Source organism: Streptomyces populi, assembly GCF_002911015.1.
GTDB lineage: Bacteria > Actinomycetota > Actinomycetes > Streptomycetales > Streptomycetaceae > Streptomyces > Streptomyces populi.
On sequence record NZ_KZ626879.1, the window covers coordinates 16,441 to 33,402 of the forward strand.

The following is a 16,962-nucleotide window of genomic DNA, read 5'->3' on the forward strand; positions in this document are numbered from 1 at the left end:
CCGGTATCGGACAGCCCCGCGCCGGACGGTCCCCGGAGCGGGACCCCCGGGCGTGGGACGTGACGGGGCGGGACGGCTCAGGGCGTGGACGGCGGCCGCATGCGGAAGTCGTAGCGCGCCGGCAGGGGTTCGTCACCGAGCCGGGACCACAGCCGGTCGACGGTCTCCGCCCCCTCGCGCAGGTCGGCGACCTCGAAGCCCGCGTCGAAGACCGCCCGCGCGTCCTCGCGGCGGCCCTCGGCGAGCAGCAGTTCGGCCTCGACGAGACGGAACCGGCCGCGCTCCCGGGTCGCGGGGTGCAGCCGCTCCCACACGGCACGCGCCTCGGCCGTACGGCGGGCCGTCAGCAGCGCGTCGATGGCCTCGCGCCCGAGCGCGGCGGTCGCCGCGGTCCACCACTGCCCGTCGTCGCGCCGCTCCCGGCACAGGTCGTCGAAGGCCTCGGCGTAGCGGTCGGCGGCGCGCTCGTCGTCGCCCGCCTCCTGGTCGGCGACGGCGAGACAGCGCAGCAACGGCCAGAGCGACGGGGCGAGTCCGAGCGCCCGTTCCCAGCTCCGCACGGCCTGGGCCACGTCTCCGGCGTGCCACTGGGCGACTCCGAGGTGGTACTCGGCGACCGGTGTGGCGGGAGCCGTCTCCAGCATGTCGCGCCAGTGCGGCGCCACCAGCGTCTCGCCGGGCGGGCCGACCCGCCGGGGCTCCGGGAACGCTCCGGAGCGCAGCAGTTCCAGCCACGGCTCCTGGTCGTCCCCGAGCGTGCTCTCGGCGAAGGGCGTGCCGGGCAACTTGTGCGCGGCGCGCAGCACTTCGAGCGCTCCCCAGCCTGATCCGACGGCGAGGACCTCGCCGGGCGCGCTGTCGGCGTGCGGCAGCCAGGCGGCGTACGCGGCGTCGACCGCCTCCCGGGAGAGGGCACTCTCCAGGCGGCCCTCGACCTCCGCCCGCGCGGCCTCCCAGTCCGCCCCGTGCGCGCGCTCCGCGCTCACGGACAGCGGCCCGTACGCCTCCAGCCAGGAGACCTCGCTCCCGGCCTCGAGCCGTACGTGTTCGAGCTGGGTGCGGGCGAGCCCGGCCTGGATCTCGCAGTACCCGCCGGTCCCCGGCTCGGTGAGCCACTCCTGCCAGCGCCGCCCGCCGGGCCCCGAGCCCCAGACGAAGAGCTTGCGCCCGCGCAGGACGTCGGTGGACGTCTGGACCAGGCCCTCGCCCGATGCGTCGACCGCGGCGATCCAGCGGCGCCGGCCGTCGGGCACCTCGTAGAAGAAGTCGGCGGGGAAGGTGCTGTTCAGCGGGTACGTCCGGTCGGTTCCTTCGTGCGTCGGCACGGGCACCCGGCGCAGCCGTCGCTCGTAGCCGAAGTGCCAGGTCTCCTCGGCGGGGGCGATGACCCTGCGCTCCTCGGGGACCGCGATGTTGGACCACCAGTACAGCGGGGCGGGCCTCTCGTGCGGGTTGCGGACGCGCACGCCGACGTGCAGGAAGTCGGAGCCGTCCGGCAGCCACAGATCGACCTGGAAGGGGAGGTCGCGCAGCCGTTCCCACTCCCACAGGCGGAGCATCTCGCCGCCGTCCGGGGCGGGGACCCGGGCGGCGTGGACGGGTGAGCACGACAGGGTGGTGTGCCCGGTGGCCCCGATGTTCCACTCGATGCCGCCGGAGAACCAGGCGCCGTTGAGGGCGAAGCAGGCCGGCTGGAGCACCGGGTTGGTGTAGAGCAGTTCCGTCGCGGTGGGCTTGTGGAAGAGCGAGACGACGCGGCCGCCGTAGCCGGGCAGCACGGTGGCGCGCAGCCGGTCGTTCTCGATGACTATCGCGTCGAGTTCGCGCGGCGTCCTCTCCCGCCCGTACCCGTCGCGTATGCGCTCGGGCAGCACGCTGCGCAGCGGCTCGTACCCGATCTGCCGGGCCATGTCGCCCGGCAGGCCGACGCGGTCGCGGTCGTCGATGCGGTGCGCCTCGTCGAGGGTCCGCAGGGGCGGCAGCGGATTGCTCGGACCCAGTTCGGCCGCCGGGAGGGTCAGTACGTCACGTCGGATCGTCGTCACGACGACCATGGAACATGGTCATCGGCCTGCTGACCAGGGTGTCGGCTCACCGGAATCGGGTCAGGACTCCGCAAAGGCGCCGGCGGTCAGCCGGGTTCGACCATCTCCGCGGTGATCGCCCACCGTTCGTGGTCCCGCCAGGCACCGTCGATGCGGATGAAGTCCGGTGAGAAGCCCTCGAGCCGGAAGCCGCACTTGCGGGCGAGGGCGATCGACCCCGCGTTGCCGGGCTGCACGTTGATCTCCAGCCGGTGCAGACCCATCTCCCCGAAGGCGTACCGCACGACGAGGCCGAGGGCCTCGGTCATCAGCCCGCGTCCCGCCGCGTGCGCGAAGGCGCCGTAGCCGAGGGCACCGCACAGGAAGCCGCCCTCGACGATGTTGTTGATGTTGATGAAACCGGCGATGCCCCCGCCGTCCCGCTCGCAGACGAGGAACCCGGCCTTGGTCGGGTCCTCGATGAGCCGTCCGGCGTAGGCGGCGTAGGCGGCGGTGTCATCGGGCGGGAAGAGCCAGGGCCGGTGCAGGCTCCGGCTCTCCCCGGCCCGTGCGGTGAACTCCGGGCCGTCCTCGAGGGTGAAACGGCGAATGCCCACGCGGGGGCCTTCGGCGAGTAAGCCGATCTTCTGAGGCATCCGGTCACCTTACGCGAGCACGGACCCGGCGGCGGCTCTGCCGAGGTCAGAGCAGCGCGGGCTCCTCCAGGGTCAGTGTCCCCGCGTCCGCGTCGAGCTCGGCCCGGACACCGAACGGCATCGTCAGGGCCCCCTCCGCATGCCCGAATCCGAAGTGCTCGACGACGGGAACGCCGAGCGGACCGAGCCGGTCGGCGAACACCGCGCGGAGCTCCTCGTACGGTCCGCAGTCCACCCACGAGCCGAGCGCGACCCCGGCCACGCCGTCGAGCCAGCCTCCGCGCAGCAGTTGTGTCAGGATCCGGTCCAGTCGGTAGGCCTCTTCGCCGACGTCCTCGATCAGGAGCAGCCCTCCCCTGGCACCGGCACGGGCGTGCGGGGTGCCGAGCTCCGCGGCCAGCAGGCTGGCGCAGCCGCCGAGCGTGACACCGGTGGCCTTCCCGGGCACCAGCGCGGCGGCTTCGCCGGAGGCGACGGTCAGCACCGACTCGGGTTCGAAGAGGGTCGCCCGCAGATGCTCCTGGGACCGCTCGTTCTTCAGGAAGTCGAACGCCGCCACCATCGGTCCGTGCAGGGTAGCGAGCCCCACCCGCGTGGCGAACGCCTCGTGCAGTGCGGTGATGTCGCTGAAGCCGACGAAGACCTTGGGCCCCGCGGCCCGGACGGCGTCCCAGTCGAGCAGGTCGATCATGCGCTGGGCGCCGTACCCGCCGCGGGCGCACAGCACCGCGGTCACGTCCGGGTCGCACCAGGCCGCCTGGAAGTCGGCGGCCCGGTCGGCGTCCGTCCCCGCCAGGTAGGGGAACTCGGTGTGCCGGTCCAGGACGTGGGGCGCCACGACGGGGTCGAGGTCCCAGCCGCGCAGGATGTCGAGGCCGGCTTCGAGCCGCTCCTCGGGGACGGGCCCGCTGGGCGCGACGACCGCGACCCTGGCCCCGGCGGCGAGCCGCGCGGGTCGGGTCAGGGCGGGGATCGGTGCGGTCGTTCGTATCACTCGTGCGGCTCCGGTCGCTGGTGGTTCATGTGCGGGCGGTTCATGTGCGGGCGGTTCATGTGTCGGCGCCCCGTCCGGGGGTGGTCGTCCGGCGCCGGGTGGGGCGGGGGGATCCGCCCGGTCCCTCCCCGGCGGCTGGCCGCCTCATTTCGACAGCTCCAGGGTGGGGATGCCGGGCGGATTCAGTCCGAGGACCTGGGCGTACAGGGAGAGTTCGGCCTCCAGGGCGCGTTCCATCGTCTCGGCGCGCCGGAAACCGTGCCCCTCCCCCTCGAAGGCGATGTAGGCGTGCGGGACACGGCGGCCCTGCTCCTCGACACGGGCCAGGAAGCGTTCGCACTGCGCGGGCGGGCAGACGGCGTCGTCGAGCCCCTGGAGCAGCAGGAAGGGAGCGGTGATCCGGTCGGCGTGCGTGGACGGCGACCGCTCCGTGTACCGGCCCGGCACCTCGGCGATCGGGCCGACGAGCGATTCCAGGTACTGCGACTCGAAGTCGTGGGTCTCGCCCGAGGCCCACTCGGTGAGGTCGATCACGGGATAGAGGATCGTGCCGCAGGCGTAGACGTCGGTGGTGGCCAGCGAGGCGGCGGTCGTCCAGCCTCCCGCGCTGCCGCCGCGGATCGCGAGCCGCCGCCGGTCCGCGGTGCCCTCGTCGGCGAGGGCGAGCGCGACGGCGGCGCAGTCCTCGACGTCGACGACACCCCACTGTTCGCGCAGCAGGTTGCGGTACTCCCGTCCGTGGCCGGTCGATCCGCCGTAGTTGACCTCGGCCACCCCGATCCCCCGGGAGGTGAAGTAGGCGATCTCCAGGTCGAGGACCAGGGGTGACCTGCTGGTGGGGCCGCCGTGGACCCGTACGACGTACGGCGGGAGTTCGTCGGCGCGGCCGACGTGGCCGGGGTGGTGCGGCGGGTAGACGTGCGCGTGCACCTCGCGTCCGTCGGGGCCGGCGAAGGTACGGATCTGGGGCTCGGGGTAGTACGCGGGGTCGACCGGGCCGTCGTGCGCGGCGCCGATCACCCGGGCCCGGCCGGTGCGGGCGTCCAGTTCGACGACCTCGTAGGCGCTGCGGGGGCTGGCTCCGACGCCGACGACCCTGCTGCCGTGGACGGCGAGCGTGGACGCGAACTCGGTCCAGGGACCCGCCGTGTCGACGAGTTCGCCGGTCTCGGGGTCCAGTATCCCGAGCAGGGTGGCGCCCCGCCCGTGCACGACGGCGACCAGACCGCTGTCCAGCGGCGCGAACCAGCGGAGTCCGATCCTCCAGAGGGGGCCGCCGAACTCCTCCTCGCGCGGACAGACGGCGATCGCCCCGCCCTCCGCGCCGAGACGGTAGAGGTTCCACCAGCCGCTGCGGTCGCTGACGTAGAGCAGCGTGCCGTCGGCCGCCCAGTCGGCCTGGACGACGGACTCCTCCGGGCCCCCCGCGACGACTCGCGGGTCGGACAGCGTGCCGTGCCCGGTGACGTCCGCGAGGATCACCTCGGTGCCGTCCCAGGGCATGCGCGGGTGGTCCCAGGCGAGCCAGGCCGCCTGCCGGCCGTCGGGCGAGAGCCGGGGCCCGGTGACGAACCGGTGCCGCCCGTCGGACAGTTCGCGCACGGCGTCCCGGTCCCGCGCCGCCGATCCGTCCAGCGGCACCGCGACGACGGCCCGGCGCACATCGGCGGGTCCCTCCCCGGTGAACTCCTCCATGACGCACCAGACCTCGCCGTGCTCCGGCCGCAGCTGCGGATCCACCCAGCGCAGTCCGCCGCCCACCGGCGAGAGCGGGGTCAACGGGCGCGGTTCGCCTCCGGGCTCGCAGACGTGGAGGCGCTGATCGGCGAAGTCGACGAAGACGATCAGCGGGCCTTCGGGAAGCATGATCCCCGCCCAGGGGCTGCCGCCGTACTCGATGACGCGGCTGCGCACGTTCCAGGGGGCCGGGAGGACGGGCTCCTCGGTGCCGTCGGCCTTCCGCCGGACCAGTGTGTGCCGCCCGCCTTCGGCCGGCCGGGGCTCGGTCCACCAGGCCTCGTCGCCGACGAACCCGACGAACTCGGGACGGCCGTCGTGCGCGGCGGCGAGCCTCGCACCGATCGGCGAGGGCCATGAACCGTACGGCGTGGTCTGCATCTCGTCCCCCTAGGCCGTGCGCAGGAAGCGGTCGAGGACCCGGACGCCGAAGTGGAGCGCCTCGACCGGGACACGTTCGTCGACTCCGTGGAACATCGCCTGGTAGTCGAAGCCCTCGGGGAGCCTGAGCGGCGAGAAGCCGTAGCCGGTGATGCCGAGGCGGGAGAACTGCTTGGCGTCCGTGCCGCCCGACATGCAGTAGGGGACGACATGGCCCTCGGGTGCGAACTCCTCGACGACCGCGCGCATCCGCGCGTACGTCGGCGAGTCGAGCGGCGACTGGAGGGCCACCCCGTGGTGGTAGAACTCCCACTCCACGTCCGGTCCGGTGAGTTCGTCCATGGTCGTGTGGAACTCGTCCTCGCCGCCGGGCAGATAGCGGCCGTCCACATAGGCGACGGCCTCCCCCGGGATCACGTTGACCTTGTAACCGGCGCTCAGCATCGTCGGGTTGGCGCTGTTGCGGACGGTCGCCTCGACGAGCGAGGCGGCCGGGCCGAGCTTGCTCAGCAGGGCGTCCGCGTCGTCCGGGCCGCCGTCCACGCCGTACAGGGCGGCGAGTTCGGTCAGGGCGGCCCGCAGGATCGGGGTGATGCGCGGCGGCCACTCGTGGGCACCGATGCGGGCGACCGCGGCGGCCAGGCGGGTCACCGCGTTGCTCCGGTTCACCTTGGAGCCGTGGCCCGCCCGTCCCCGCGCGGTGAGCTTGATCCAGCCGGTGCCGCGCTCGCCCGCCGCGATGGGATACAGCTGCCGTCCCGCGCCGTCGTGGAAGGTGAACGCCCCCGACTCGCCGACGCCCTCGGTGCAGCCCTCGAAGAGTTCGGGGTGCTCGTCGGCCAGGAAGCCCGCGCCGTCCGCGGCGCTCGCCTCCTCGTCGGCGGTGAAGGCGATGACCAGGTCGCGCCGGGGCCGTACCCCCTCGCGGGCCCAGGACCGGACGACGGAGAGGATCATCGCGTCCATGTTCTTCATGTCGACCGCGCCGCGTCCCCAGACGACACCGTCGCGGACCTCCCCGGAGAACGGGTGGACGCTCCAGTCCTCCGCCTGGGCGGGCACCACGTCCAGATGACCGTGGACGAGCAGCGCGTCGGCGGACGGGTCGGTGCCCTCCAGGCGGGCCACGACGTTCGTACGCCCCTCGGTGCGCTCCAGGAGTGTGGGCTCCAGGCCCGCCTCGGCGAGCAGCGCGGCGGCGTACTCGGCGGCCGGGCGCTCCCGGCACTCCCCGCCGCCCCGGTTGGTCGTGTCGATCCGGATGAGGTCGGAGGTGAACCGGACGACCTCGTCGAGTGCGCGTTCGTCAGCCATACTGCTCCTCCACTGCGGCCGAGACGATCGTGGTGACCGCCTTGAAGGTACGAATCCCCTCGTACATCGTGTCGCTGGTGTACGCGATCTTCCGTTCACCGACGCGGCCGACCCCCGGCACGACGGTGGCGGCCATGGCCAGGTGCTCGGCGTCGAACTCCAGGGCGATGGTGAACGGCCCGCCGACGACCGGCTCGCGCCGCACCGCGAGCGCCGCCGCCTCCTTGGCCGCGGCCCGGATGTCCGCGGCGGTCCTGGCCGGGGTGCGGCACACGGCCGCGTACCGCGAGACGTGGTCCTTCACGGCGACCTTCAGCGCCTCGGGCGCGTACCCCAGCGCGTCCTCGCAGGCCACGTCGTCGCCGGTGACGAGCACGACCGGTACGCCGTACTCGGCGACGACACGGGCGTTGAGCAGGCCCTCGCTGGCCCGTACGTCGTCGACCCACACGCCCGTGATGGAGTTCGCCAGATAGGTGTGGGCGAGGACGCCTTCCATGCCCGCCCCCGCGTGGTACCCGACGAACGCGATGCCGTCCACGTCCCCGTGCTGCACGCCCTCGACCATGGACAGCGCCTTGTGCCGTCCGGTGAGCATCTCCGCTCTCTCGTCGAGCCGCTCCAGCAGGAGGTTCCGCATGGTCCAATGGGCTTCGTTGATCAGCACCTCGTCGGCGCCGCCGTCGAGGAAGCCGAGCACCGCGGCGTTCACGTCCGAGGTGAACAGCGCGCGGCACCGCTCCCACTGGGGAGTCCCCGGCAACACGTCGGCCGGCCAGGTCACACCTGTGGCGCCTTCCATGTCGGCGCTGATGAGGATCTTCATGCCGAAACCGTACGCGCTTCGGCCCGGACCCGGCAGAGCCTGTGGACAACTCCGGCGGGTCCCGGACCACCGGTGTCAGCCGGGACGGCCGGCCACCAGCCACCGCGACGGAAGCTCGATGAGGGTGCCGTCGGAGGTGTGCTCGGTCGTGAGGAGCGGGAGTTCGCCGCTCGCGAGGACCGTGAGGCCGGCCCGGCGCAGATGCTCGGGGACCGCCGCGTCCGCGACCTCGCCCGGGGCGATGCCGTGCCGGAACACCGGGGCCAGCTTGGCCGGGGGGCCGTCCGGGCCCTGGGCCAGCGCGCGCAGGAGCGGACCGGCGGCCTCGGCGAGTTCGACCAGGAAGACCCGGCCCCGGTCGCCCGTCAGGGTGGCCAGGCCGTCCGCCAGTGGCTGCCGGTCGTGCGGCTCGGTCTGGTGGAGCACGCCCCGCATGTAGACGTTGGCGTCGCCGAGCTCGGCGTGCAGCGCCTCGGCCTCGGCCTCGTCCGCCGCGTCGAGCAGCCGGTACCGGGCCCGGCCCGCCGGATCGGCGGTGCGGGCGTGGTCGAGTGCCGCGGGCGCGAGGTCGGTGCCGACGACCGTGGGGAACCGGTCGGCCAGGAAGCGGGTCTGGGTGCCGTTGCCGCAGCCGAGGTCCACCAGGGGCAGGTCGGGTGCCGTCAGGTGCGGCTCGAAGCGGGCGAGGTGGACCGCGGCCGTGAGCGCGGGCTCGGCGTCCCAGAGGACCCCGCCCTGTCCGCCGGGGGCCTCGCGCCAGAAGCCCTCCCAGGCCTCCCTGTACCGACTGCTCACACTCATGCCCGCTCCCGGGGTCGTGATCGGGCCCACCGGTCCGGCGGGCCCGATCGGTCTACCGCGCCCGGTGTGCGGCGACAAGCCGACGGCGCGTTCCTTCACCGCCCGTTCGGACCTCGTACGCCTTCGTGCGCCTACGCGCGCCGGAGCCGACCCCGTTGCGGGGCACCGCGCGGACGGATCAGCGCCGCGGGAGCGTCAGTTCGAACCACACGGTCTTGCCCGCGCCGGTACGGCTGGACCCCCACTCCCGGGACAGCGCGCTGACGAGCCGCAGTCCGCGTCCGAACTCGTCGCCGGGACCGGCGCTGAGCAGGATCGGGAGCGTGTGGTCGTCGTCGCCCACCTCGCACAGCAGGGTGTCGCCGCGCACGAGCCGCAGTTCGATCCCCCGGCTGTTCGCGTGCCGTACGGCGTTGGTGACGAGTTCGCCGACCATCAGCTCGGCGTTGTCGGCGAGCCCCGCCAGACCCCACGCGTGCAGCTGTTCACGGACCACGGCACGCGCCCTGCCGGCCTCGGCCGGGTCGAGGGCCAGGTGCCGTTCGGCGACGTCCGCGGGCTCGATCCCGTTGAGCCGGGCCATCAGCAGGGCCACGTCGTCCTTGCGCCCGCCGCGGGTGTTGAGCGCGCGGATGATGGTGTCGCAGGCCTGGTCCATGGAGGCGGCCGGGTGGGCGGCGGACTCGCAGAGGGTGGCGAGGCCGACACCGATGTCCTCGCCGCGCATCTCGACCAGTCCGTCGGTGCACATCACGAGCCGGTCACCCGGCTCCACCCGCACGCGGACCGCCTCGAAGGGCACTCCGCCGACACCGACGGGCGCTCCGGTCGGCAGGTCGAGCAGTTCGCTGCGGCCGTCCGCGGCGCGGACCAGGACCGGCGGGATGTGGCCCGCGTTGGCGATGTGCAGCATTCCGGCGATCGGGTCGTAGACCGCGTACAGGCAGGTCGCGAGGTAGCTGTCGCCGAGACGCTGGGCGAGGTCGTCGAGGTTGCGCAGAAGCTGGGCCGGCGGCAGGTCGAGCGCGGCCATGGTCTGTACGGCGGTGCGTAACTGGCCCATCATCGCGGCCGAGTTGAGGCCGTGGCCCATGACGTCCCCGACGACCAGGGCGGTGCGCGAGCCGGGCAGCTTCACCGAGTCGAACCAGTCGCCGCCGACGCGTCCGAGGAGTGTCCCCGGCAGGTAGCGGGTGGCGATGTCACAGCCGGCCATACGGGGGGCGATGGTCGGCAGCATGCTGTCCTGGAGGGTCTCGGCGACGCTCTCCTGGTACGTGTACATGCGCGCGTTGTCCAGCACCAGGCCGGCGCGGGCGGCCAGTTCGGCACCGGTGACCCGGTCCATGTCGTTGAACTCGACGCGCTCGGGGTGACGCAGCAGGATCATGAAGCCGAGCACCACGTCACGGGCCTTGAGGGGCACGACCAGCATGGAGCGGCCGGTGATGAGCGGCCTGATGTCGCGCTTCTCGAACTGCGCGGCGATCATGTGCCCCACCTGCTCGCTGATGCGCGGCACGAGGACGGGCTCACCGGTGGTCATGCACTGGAAGAACGGGGTGTGCGCCGGGAAGGGCATGGCCTCCCCGACCGGCACGACGTCGTCCCAGCGGCCCGGCTCGTCGGTGTGCTCCACGGCGACCCGGTGCCACATCGTGGTCGTGTCGGGCACACCTTCGGGAAAGCCCTCCCCGGCGACGACCTGCTCGCGCAGATAGGTGCCCGCCACGTCCGTGAAGCGGGGCACGACGGCCCGGCTGACCTCCAGGACGGTCCGCGACAGGTCGAGGGAGGTCCCGATGCGCCCGCTGACCTCGTTCAGGAACTCCAGGCGCTCCCGGACGGCCGCGTACTCGAGGTCCTCGCGCTCGTCGTCCGGGAGGTCCTGCGGCACGGGCGCGCCGGAGGCCGCGGCCCGCATCGCCCGCTCGCGGCGCGCCCTGCGCTCCACGCGCCGGGGCACGCCCCAGTCGGGGGTGACGGGCACCCGGTCGTTCTGGCTGAACTCCAGGACGGGATATCCCAGTTCCAGCACCTGCGAGACGATGCGGGCGCCGTCGCCGACACTCATGCTGGGCAGGATCTCGGGGAGCCGGCGGGCCAGTTCCTCGGCGCCGGGGAAGTCGGTGTGCAGCGCGAAGCCGGGCGCGATGCGCTCGAAGGAGACGTCGTCGTCCTCGTGGCGCATCGCGCCCGCGTCGGCGGCGAGCACGAGCAGCCGCTCCGGGCCCGGACCGACCAGCGGATAGGCCCACCACAGGACGTCGATCCGGTCGGCACCGGCCGCGGTGAGCCGGGCGCGTCCGGCGGCCGGGTAGGAGAGCCGCCCGTCCAGGGAGGACTCCAGACCGGGCCCGAGTCCGTCGTACGTGGCACGGGTCCCGAAGGGAGGCCTGTCCACGCCCTCGGGGAGCGCGCCGGAGACGGGGAGCAGGTCCGCCGCGTGGCGGCCCAGCGCTTCCTCCTTGGGGGTGCCGAACATCCGCCGCGCGCCGCTGCTCCAGTGCGAGACGAGTCCGTCGCGGTCCACGACCACCACGGCCAGCGGGATGCGGCCGGCGTCGGCGTGCTCCGCCACGCCGTCACCGGCTCCGGGGCCGGGAGTCGCGCCCGCTTCGGTGCCACGGTCCATGACCCAGGCCCTCTCTCCCCACGGCTCCGCATGATCTGTGCCGCCTCCACCACCGTACGGCGGCGTCCCGTCACGATGTGCGGCAACACGGGAATTGGCCCCGGCGGGGGCGGCTCCGGCGCGCGGGGTCCCCGGGAGGCGCGTGCCTCCCGGGGGGACGGGTCACTTCTCGGTCTGCGCCGCGAGGTTGGCGAGCAGGGTGTCGTAGATGCGGCCGAGGCCCTTGGGCGCGAAGGTCCGCTCGAAGAAGCCGCCGATGCCGCCCGCGCCGTTCCAGACGCTGGTGACCACGACGCGGGACTTCCCCTCACCGGCCGGGGTGACGCGCCAGGTGGTGACCATGGAGGAGTTGCGGTCCTTCTCGACGAGCTCGCCGTCGGTGGGCTCGCTCACCTCGAGCAGGCAGTCACGGACGCGCTTGCTGGTGGCCTGGAGCTTCCAGTGGACGAGGGTGCCCCCGCCGTCGCCGCCCTCGCGCACCTCGTACTCGCTGAAGTGCTCGGACAGCAGCTTCGGCCGCGTGTCGCTGTAGTCGGCCAGGGCGTCGAACACCGTTTCCGCGTCCGCCGCGATGACCCGCTCCGTCGTGGCCTCGACCTGCGCCATGGCACTTCCTCCAGCGTGTGGTTCCTCGGGTTGTACGGCCAGCCAACCACCCGGCGCCCCGGCCGCCCAAATCGGGGTGCCCGTGGGCGCGGGCCCCGTCGGCGGGGCGACACGGGAAACGGGTCGCACGATCAAGGGAACATGTGTTCTATTCTCTGTCCAGTGCTACCTAGGAGGCGCCATGCGCTGGGAGAACCTGACAGCGGACCTCGCCGGCAGCCCCGCCCGGGACGCCGCCCTGTTCGACGCGGACGCGGTCACGACGAGGACGTTCGACACCCCCGAGTTCCAAGGGATCACGTTCCACGAGATCCAGGCACGGTCCATCGTGAACCGGGTGCCGGGGGCCTCCCGCATGCCGTTCGAGTGGACGGTCAACCCCTATCGCGGCTGCTCGCACGCGTGCGTCTACTGCTTCGCCCGCAAGACGCACAGTTATCTGGACCTCGACACCGGACTCGGTTTCGACTCGCAGATCGTGGTGAAGGTCAACGCGCCGGAGCTGCTGCGCCGCCGGCTCGCCTCGCCCCGCTGGCACGGCGAGCACATCGCGATGGGCACCAACGTCGACTGCTACCAGCGCGCCGAGGGCCGCTACCGGCTCATGCCGGGCATCATCGCGGCCCTGCGCGACCACGCGAACCCCTTCTCCGTCCTGACGAAGGGCACGCTCATCCTGCGCGACCTCGACCTGCTGAAGCAGGCCTCCGAGGTCACCGACGTCGGGATATCGGTCTCCGTGGGCTTCACCGACGGCGAGCTGTGGCGCACCGTGGAGCCGGGCACACCGGCCCCCGAGCGCCGTCTGGACGTCGTCCGCACCCTGACGGACCACGGCATCGGCTGCGGAGTCCTCATGGCCCCCGTGATCCCCTTCCTGAGCGACCACCCCGCCCAGCTGCGCGCCACCGTACGGGCCGTCGCCGCTTCGGGGGCCACCTCGGTCACCCCGCTGGTGCTGCACCTGCGGCCCGGTGCCCGCGAGTGGTTCACGGCCTGGCTGGAACGCCACCACCCCCACCTCGTGCGGCGCTACGAGCGGCTGTACGCGGAGGGCGCCTACGCCCCGAAGTGGTACCAGCGCCGGATCACCCGTCAGGTCCACGAGCTGGCACAGGAGTACGGCATCGGCCCCGCCCGCGCGGGGATGCCACGCCGGATCACCGTCCCCGAACCCACCCTCGCGCCGGCGCCCGCCGAGCCCGGCCCGACCCAGCTGACGCTGCTCTGAAGGACGGTGACGGGCCCTCACGGCCGTCCGTCGCGCACTCCCGCGGAACCTCCGGGCCCCCGAAGGCCTCCGGGGGCGCTCGTGATGGCATCCGGGCGCATCCCGCGGTCCGATCGGGTCGAGTCCCGCCGGAACGCGTTCTCCCAGGACCCTCCTTCGGCACGATACGGCGAAGGCCGTGGCGTGCACGGCTCAGAATCCTCCGTCCTGGGAGGCCTTGTGAAGAAACGCGCAGCCGCTGTGTGCGGGGCGGCCGTCGTGCTGGCCGGGATGATCACGTCGGTCCCCGCCGGCGCGGGCACCGGCTCCGCCGGCGCGGGCACCGGCTCCGCCGGCGCACCGCGCACCACCCGGACCGCGAAACCCGTCTGGAAGAAGTGCGGCACCAGCGACTACCCGACGCTCCAGTGCGCGTCCCTGAAGGTGCCGCTGGACCACACGAACCCCTACAGCGAGCGGATCACCCTCGCTCTGTCCCGCGTCCCGCACACCGCGAAGACGTTCCAGGGGCCGCTGCTGGTGAACCCGGGCGGCCCCGGCGGCAGCGGACTCACGCTGGCCGGTTTCGTCGCCTCCGCGCTGCCCAAGACCGTGGCGGCGCAGTACGACGTCATCGGCTTCGACCCGCGCGGCGTCGGTGCGAGCAAGCCCGCGCTGGACTGCGAGCCGGGGTACTTCAAACCCGTCCGCCCCGACACCGTTCCGAGCACCCGGGCCCTCGAGAAGGCCAACCTGGCCCGCGCCAGGTCCTTCGCCGAGGCGTGCGGCAAGAAGTACGCGAAGCTGCTGCCGTACCTCGACACGGTGAGCACGGTCCGCGACATGGACGCGATCCGCGCCGCCCTCGGCGCCAAGAAGATCAACTACTTCGGCTACTCGTACGGCACCTACCTGGGGGCCGTGTACGGCAAGCTCTACCCGCAGCGGGTCCGCCGGCTGGTCCTCGACTCCATCGTCGACCCCACCGGTGTGTGGTACGAGGACAACATCAGCCAGGACTACGCCTTCAACGACCGCCACCTGGCGTTCCTGGCGTGGGTCGCCAGGAACGACGCGGCCTACGGGCTCGGCACCGACCCGGCCGCGGTCGGGGCCAAGTGGTACGCGATGCGCGCGGCGCTCGCCAAGGACCCCGCGCAGAAGACGGTGGGCGCCTCCGAACTGGAGGACACCTTCATCCCGGGCGGCTACTACAACGGCTACTGGCCCTACCTCGCCGAGGCGTTCGCGTCCTACGTGAACGACAAGAACTCGGACGCGCTCGTCGAGGCGTACGAGAACTTCGGCGCCGTCGACGCCTCGGGCGACAACGGCTACAGCGTCTACGCGGCGGTCCAGTGCCGTGACGCGCCCTGGCCGCGCGACTGGCGCCGGTGGCGCCGGGACAACTGGGCGGTCCACGCCAAGGCGCCGTTCATGACCTGGAACAACGCCTGGTACAACGCGCCGTGCGCGTTCTGGCCCACGGACTCGCTCCGGCCGGTGGACGTCTCCAACCGCAGGCTGCCGCCGACGCTGCTCTTCCAGGCGACCGACGACGCGGCCACGCCCTACGAGGGCGGGGTGACCGTCCATCACCAGCTGCGCGGATCGAGCCTGGTGGTCGAGGAGGGCGGCGGCAACCACGGCATCACCCTGAGCGGGAACACCTGCCTGGACAAGTACCTGGCGGCCTATCTGGCCGACGGCAAGGTGCCGCGCGGCGACGGCGAGGCCGACGCGGTGTGCGGGACGCTGCCCGACCCGAAGCCGCTGACCGCGAAGGCCGCGTCCTCCTCCTCCCGGGGGTCGACGCTGCACGAACTCCTCGGTCACCGCGGCTGATCCCGCCCCGCCCGCGAACCCGTCGGGAGCACCGCCGGATCCATGGTCCACGATGGACCCATGAGCGAACCGACACGCATCTCCGCCCCCGACGGGGTCGCCCCAGCCACCGCCTACTCCCACGTGGTGACGGCCACGGGCCGCTTCGTCGCGGTGTCGGGCCAGCTCCCCCTGGACGAGGACGGCGCCCTCGTCGGCGAGGGCGACGCCGGGGCCCAGGCCCGCCAGGTCTTCGAGAACCTGCGCCGGTGCCTGGCGGCGGCGGGCGCCGGCTTCGACGACGTCGTCAAACTCACCTTCTTCGTCACGGACATGGCCCACATGCCCGCGATCCGGGCCGCCCGCGCCGCGCACATCCCCGCGGACCGCCTTCCGGCCGCCTCGGCGGTCCAGGTCGCCGCGCTGGTCCGGCCCGAGTTCCTGATGGAGATCGAGGCGTACGCGGTGGTCGGCGCGTGAGCGGGACCCGGGTCCGCGAGATGACCCTCGACGACTGCGCGCGCGTGGCCGAGATCCGGGTGCGCGGCTGGCGGACCGCGTACGAGGGCCTGATACCGCGGTCGTACCTGGACGGGCTCAGCGTGCCCGAGGACGCGGCGCGGCGCCGCCGCACCCTCGAACAGGGCGACGGCGTCGTCGTGAACCTGGTCGCGGAGCGCGACGGGTCCGTGGTCGGCTGGGCCTGTCACGGACCGCACCGGGACAGCGAAGCCCGTTCCGGGGAAGTCGAGTTGTACGCCATCTACGTACACCCCGACGTGCTGGGCCAGGGGGTCGGGCAGGCCCTGCTGCGGGAGTCCGCGGACCGCTGCGCGGCGGCCGGGCACGAGCGCATGCTGCTGTGGGTCCTCAAGGAGAACGCCCCGGCCCGCCGGTTCTACGAGAAGGCCGGTTTCCGCCCCGACGGCGCCGAGGAGCCCTTCGAGGCGGACGGGGTCGCGGTGCCCGAGGTGCGCTACGCGCGGGTGCTGACGGGCGGCGGCGCGGACTGACGACCGATGAAGGCGCGCCGGTCCGCGCGGGCGCACGCGGACCGGCGCCTACACCTGCGCCTCGGTCAGCCGGGCCAGGGCGCGCACGGCCGTCTCGGCGAGCGCCGGGTGGGCCAGCGCCTCGTTCAGGACCCCTCGCGCCCGGGCGTCGCCCAGGACGCCCAGGCCCTCGGCGCACGCGAGAGCGACCTTTCGGTAGGGGTCGTGCGGGCGCAGTCTGCGCTCCAGGGTGGTGATCAGCGCGGGCACGGCCTCGGGGGCGCGCAGCCGGACCAGGAGCCGCACCGGCTGGAGCGCGTACGCGACCCGCAGTTCGTTGGTGGCGAGCGCGGCGGCGGCGCGGGCCGTGCGCGGGTCGCCGAGCCGGGCCAGGGCGTCGGCGGCGGACGCGCAGCGCTGCGGATCGCGGTGGTTGAGCAGCAGGACGAGCGCCTCGAAGGCCCGCCGGTCCCCTGCCGTGCCGAGCCGGAAGGCGACCAACTCCCTCGCCCAGAGCGGCTGTCCCGGTTCGGTCAGCGCGGCGGCCAGCACCTCGGGGTCCTCCGTCCCCGCCAGACGTTCGTATGCCGCCGAAGCCCCGGCCCCGGCCTCGGCCCGCAGACGCTCCGTGAGCGATCGCAACGCTTCGTCCATGGGCCGAGCTTAGGCAAGCCCGCTAGGCCCTGCGGGCGGACGACGGGAATTTGACGACAGGGCCTGATGCGGGGACGTACATCACAAAGTCGGGGGCTGGCGCGCTCGTTACCGGCGGGTTAAGCTCAGACGAGCGAGTTACCCACTCGTGTCTCACCTCTCGGTGGCCTGGTGACGCAGCCACCGCGAGAGCAGTCGGTTCGGTACTTCAGGTACCTCAGTACGACATGGCTCCGGGACAGGGCCGGTCGGCTTTCACCGCCCATGGGCGCCCGTTCTCACGGCGCCCGGGACGGCACCGGGCGTGT

The 16,962-nt window shown here is 73.2% G+C and carries 14 protein-coding genes; 4 read left to right on the plus strand and 10 right to left on the minus strand.

The annotated features are described in order from the left end of the window. Nucleotides 1–77: 77 nt before the first annotated feature. From CW362_RS21080 to CW362_RS21120, 9 genes are all read right to left on the minus strand, one after another. Nucleotides 78–2,054 carry a DUF5107 domain-containing protein gene (locus tag CW362_RS21080; protein WP_103551061.1) on the minus strand — a complete coding sequence of 659 codons (1,977 nt, stop codon included), beginning with the start codon at nucleotides 2,052–2,054 and terminating at the stop codon, nucleotides 78–80. Nucleotides 2,055–2,131: 77 nt separating this feature from the next. Beyond that, complete coding sequence (locus CW362_RS21085) at nucleotides 2,132–2,680, minus strand: GNAT family N-acetyltransferase (RefSeq protein WP_103551062.1); 549 nt, start codon at nucleotides 2,678–2,680, stop codon at nucleotides 2,132–2,134. Nucleotides 2,681–2,726: 46 nt separating this feature from the next. Beyond that, nucleotides 2,727–3,653, minus strand: a complete 927-nt coding sequence (locus CW362_RS44085; RefSeq protein ID WP_103551103.1) for a S66 peptidase family protein — start codon at nucleotides 3,651–3,653, stop codon at nucleotides 2,727–2,729. Between the two features lie 165 nt (nucleotides 3,654–3,818). Next, on the minus strand, nucleotides 3,819–5,792 hold the full coding sequence (locus tag CW362_RS44090; RefSeq protein WP_103551063.1) for an LpqB family beta-propeller domain-containing protein: 1,974 nt from the start codon (nucleotides 5,790–5,792) through the stop codon (nucleotides 3,819–3,821). Between the two features lie 9 nt (nucleotides 5,793–5,801). Further along, the gene (locus tag CW362_RS21100; protein WP_103551064.1) at nucleotides 5,802–7,106 is read right to left on the minus strand and encodes a M20/M25/M40 family metallo-hydrolase; all 1,305 of its coding nucleotides are present in this window, start codon (nucleotides 7,104–7,106) and stop codon (nucleotides 5,802–5,804) included. Then, on the minus strand, nucleotides 7,099–7,932 hold the full coding sequence (locus CW362_RS21105; RefSeq protein ID WP_103551065.1) for a M55 family metallopeptidase: 834 nt from the start codon (nucleotides 7,930–7,932) through the stop codon (nucleotides 7,099–7,101). The genes CW362_RS21100 and CW362_RS21105 overlap by 8 nt, the downstream gene beginning before the upstream one ends. Before the next feature lie 75 nt (nucleotides 7,933–8,007). Then, nucleotides 8,008–8,733: a class I SAM-dependent methyltransferase gene (locus CW362_RS21110; RefSeq protein ID WP_103551066.1), complete on the minus strand. Its 726-nt coding sequence runs from the start codon at nucleotides 8,731–8,733 to the stop codon at nucleotides 8,008–8,010. 178 nt (nucleotides 8,734–8,911) lie between these two features. Beyond that, nucleotides 8,912–11,368, minus strand: a complete 2,457-nt coding sequence (locus CW362_RS21115) for an ATP-binding SpoIIE family protein phosphatase (RefSeq protein ID WP_103551067.1) — start codon at nucleotides 11,366–11,368, stop codon at nucleotides 8,912–8,914. Nucleotides 11,369–11,530: 162 nt separating this feature from the next. Continuing rightward, nucleotides 11,531–11,974 (minus strand): SRPBCC family protein, encoded by a 444-nt coding sequence (locus CW362_RS21120; protein ID WP_103551068.1) that lies wholly within the window; start codon nucleotides 11,972–11,974, stop codon nucleotides 11,531–11,533. 181 nt (nucleotides 11,975–12,155) lie between these two features. Between CW362_RS21120 and CW362_RS21125 the strand changes: the two genes are divergently transcribed. The 4 genes from CW362_RS21125 to CW362_RS21140 all read left to right on the plus strand — a co-directional run bounded on the left by CW362_RS21125 (nucleotide 12,156) and on the right by CW362_RS21140 (nucleotide 16,021). Then, the gene (locus CW362_RS21125) at nucleotides 12,156–13,205 is read left to right on the plus strand and encodes an Rv2578c family radical SAM protein (RefSeq protein ID WP_103551069.1); all 1,050 of its coding nucleotides are present in this window, start codon (nucleotides 12,156–12,158) and stop codon (nucleotides 13,203–13,205) included. 219 nt (nucleotides 13,206–13,424) lie between these two features. Continuing rightward, nucleotides 13,425–15,029: an alpha/beta hydrolase gene (locus CW362_RS21130; protein ID WP_103551070.1), complete on the plus strand. Its 1,605-nt coding sequence runs from the start codon at nucleotides 13,425–13,427 to the stop codon at nucleotides 15,027–15,029. A gap of 60 nt (nucleotides 15,030–15,089) precedes the next feature. Next, nucleotides 15,090–15,488, plus strand: coding sequence for a RidA family protein (locus CW362_RS21135; protein WP_103551071.1), 399 nt, complete (start codon nucleotides 15,090–15,092; stop codon nucleotides 15,486–15,488). A gap of 20 nt (nucleotides 15,489–15,508) precedes the next feature. Next, nucleotides 15,509–16,021, plus strand: a complete 513-nt coding sequence (locus CW362_RS21140; protein ID WP_206301012.1) for a GNAT family N-acetyltransferase — start codon at nucleotides 15,509–15,511, stop codon at nucleotides 16,019–16,021. Nucleotides 16,022–16,069: 48 nt separating this feature from the next. Here the strand turns inward: CW362_RS21140 and CW362_RS21145 are convergent, their stop codons facing one another. After that, entirely contained in the window at nucleotides 16,070–16,654 is a 585-nt protein-coding gene (locus tag CW362_RS21145) for an adenylosuccinate lyase (protein ID WP_103551073.1), read from the minus strand. Between the last annotated feature and the right edge of the window lie 308 nt (nucleotides 16,655–16,962).

Excerpts from the sequence above, each read along its gene's own strand:
- CW362_RS21080 (WP_103551061.1), bottom strand. The coding sequence starts at position 2,054 with ATGGTCGTCGTGACGACGATCCGACGTGACGTACTGACCCTCCCGGCG.
- CW362_RS21085 (WP_103551062.1), bottom strand. The coding sequence starts at position 2,680 with ATGCCTCAGAAGATCGGCTTACTCGCCGAAGGCCCCCGCGTGGGCATT.
- CW362_RS44090 (WP_103551063.1), bottom strand. The coding sequence starts at position 5,792 with ATGCAGACCACGCCGTACGGTTCATGGCCCTCGCCGATCGGTGCGAGG.
- CW362_RS21100 (WP_103551064.1), bottom strand. The coding sequence starts at position 7,106 with ATGGCTGACGAACGCGCACTCGACGAGGTCGTCCGGTTCACCTCCGAC.
- CW362_RS21105 (WP_103551065.1), bottom strand. The coding sequence starts at position 7,932 with ATGAAGATCCTCATCAGCGCCGACATGGAAGGCGCCACAGGTGTGACC.
- CW362_RS21110 (WP_103551066.1), bottom strand. The coding sequence starts at position 8,733 with ATGAGTGTGAGCAGTCGGTACAGGGAGGCCTGGGAGGGCTTCTGGCGC.
- CW362_RS21115 (WP_103551067.1), bottom strand. The coding sequence starts at position 11,368 with ATGGACCGTGGCACCGAAGCGGGCGCGACTCCCGGCCCCGGAGCCGGT.
- CW362_RS21120 (WP_103551068.1), bottom strand. The coding sequence starts at position 11,974 with ATGGCGCAGGTCGAGGCCACGACGGAGCGGGTCATCGCGGCGGACGCG.
- CW362_RS21125 (WP_103551069.1), top strand. The coding sequence starts at position 12,156 with ATGCGCTGGGAGAACCTGACAGCGGACCTCGCCGGCAGCCCCGCCCGG.
- CW362_RS21135 (WP_103551071.1), top strand. The coding sequence starts at position 15,090 with ATGAGCGAACCGACACGCATCTCCGCCCCCGACGGGGTCGCCCCAGCC.
- CW362_RS21140 (WP_206301012.1), top strand. The coding sequence starts at position 15,509 with ATGACCCTCGACGACTGCGCGCGCGTGGCCGAGATCCGGGTGCGCGGC.
- CW362_RS21145 (WP_103551073.1), bottom strand. The coding sequence starts at position 16,654 with ATGGACGAAGCGTTGCGATCGCTCACGGAGCGTCTGCGGGCCGAGGCC.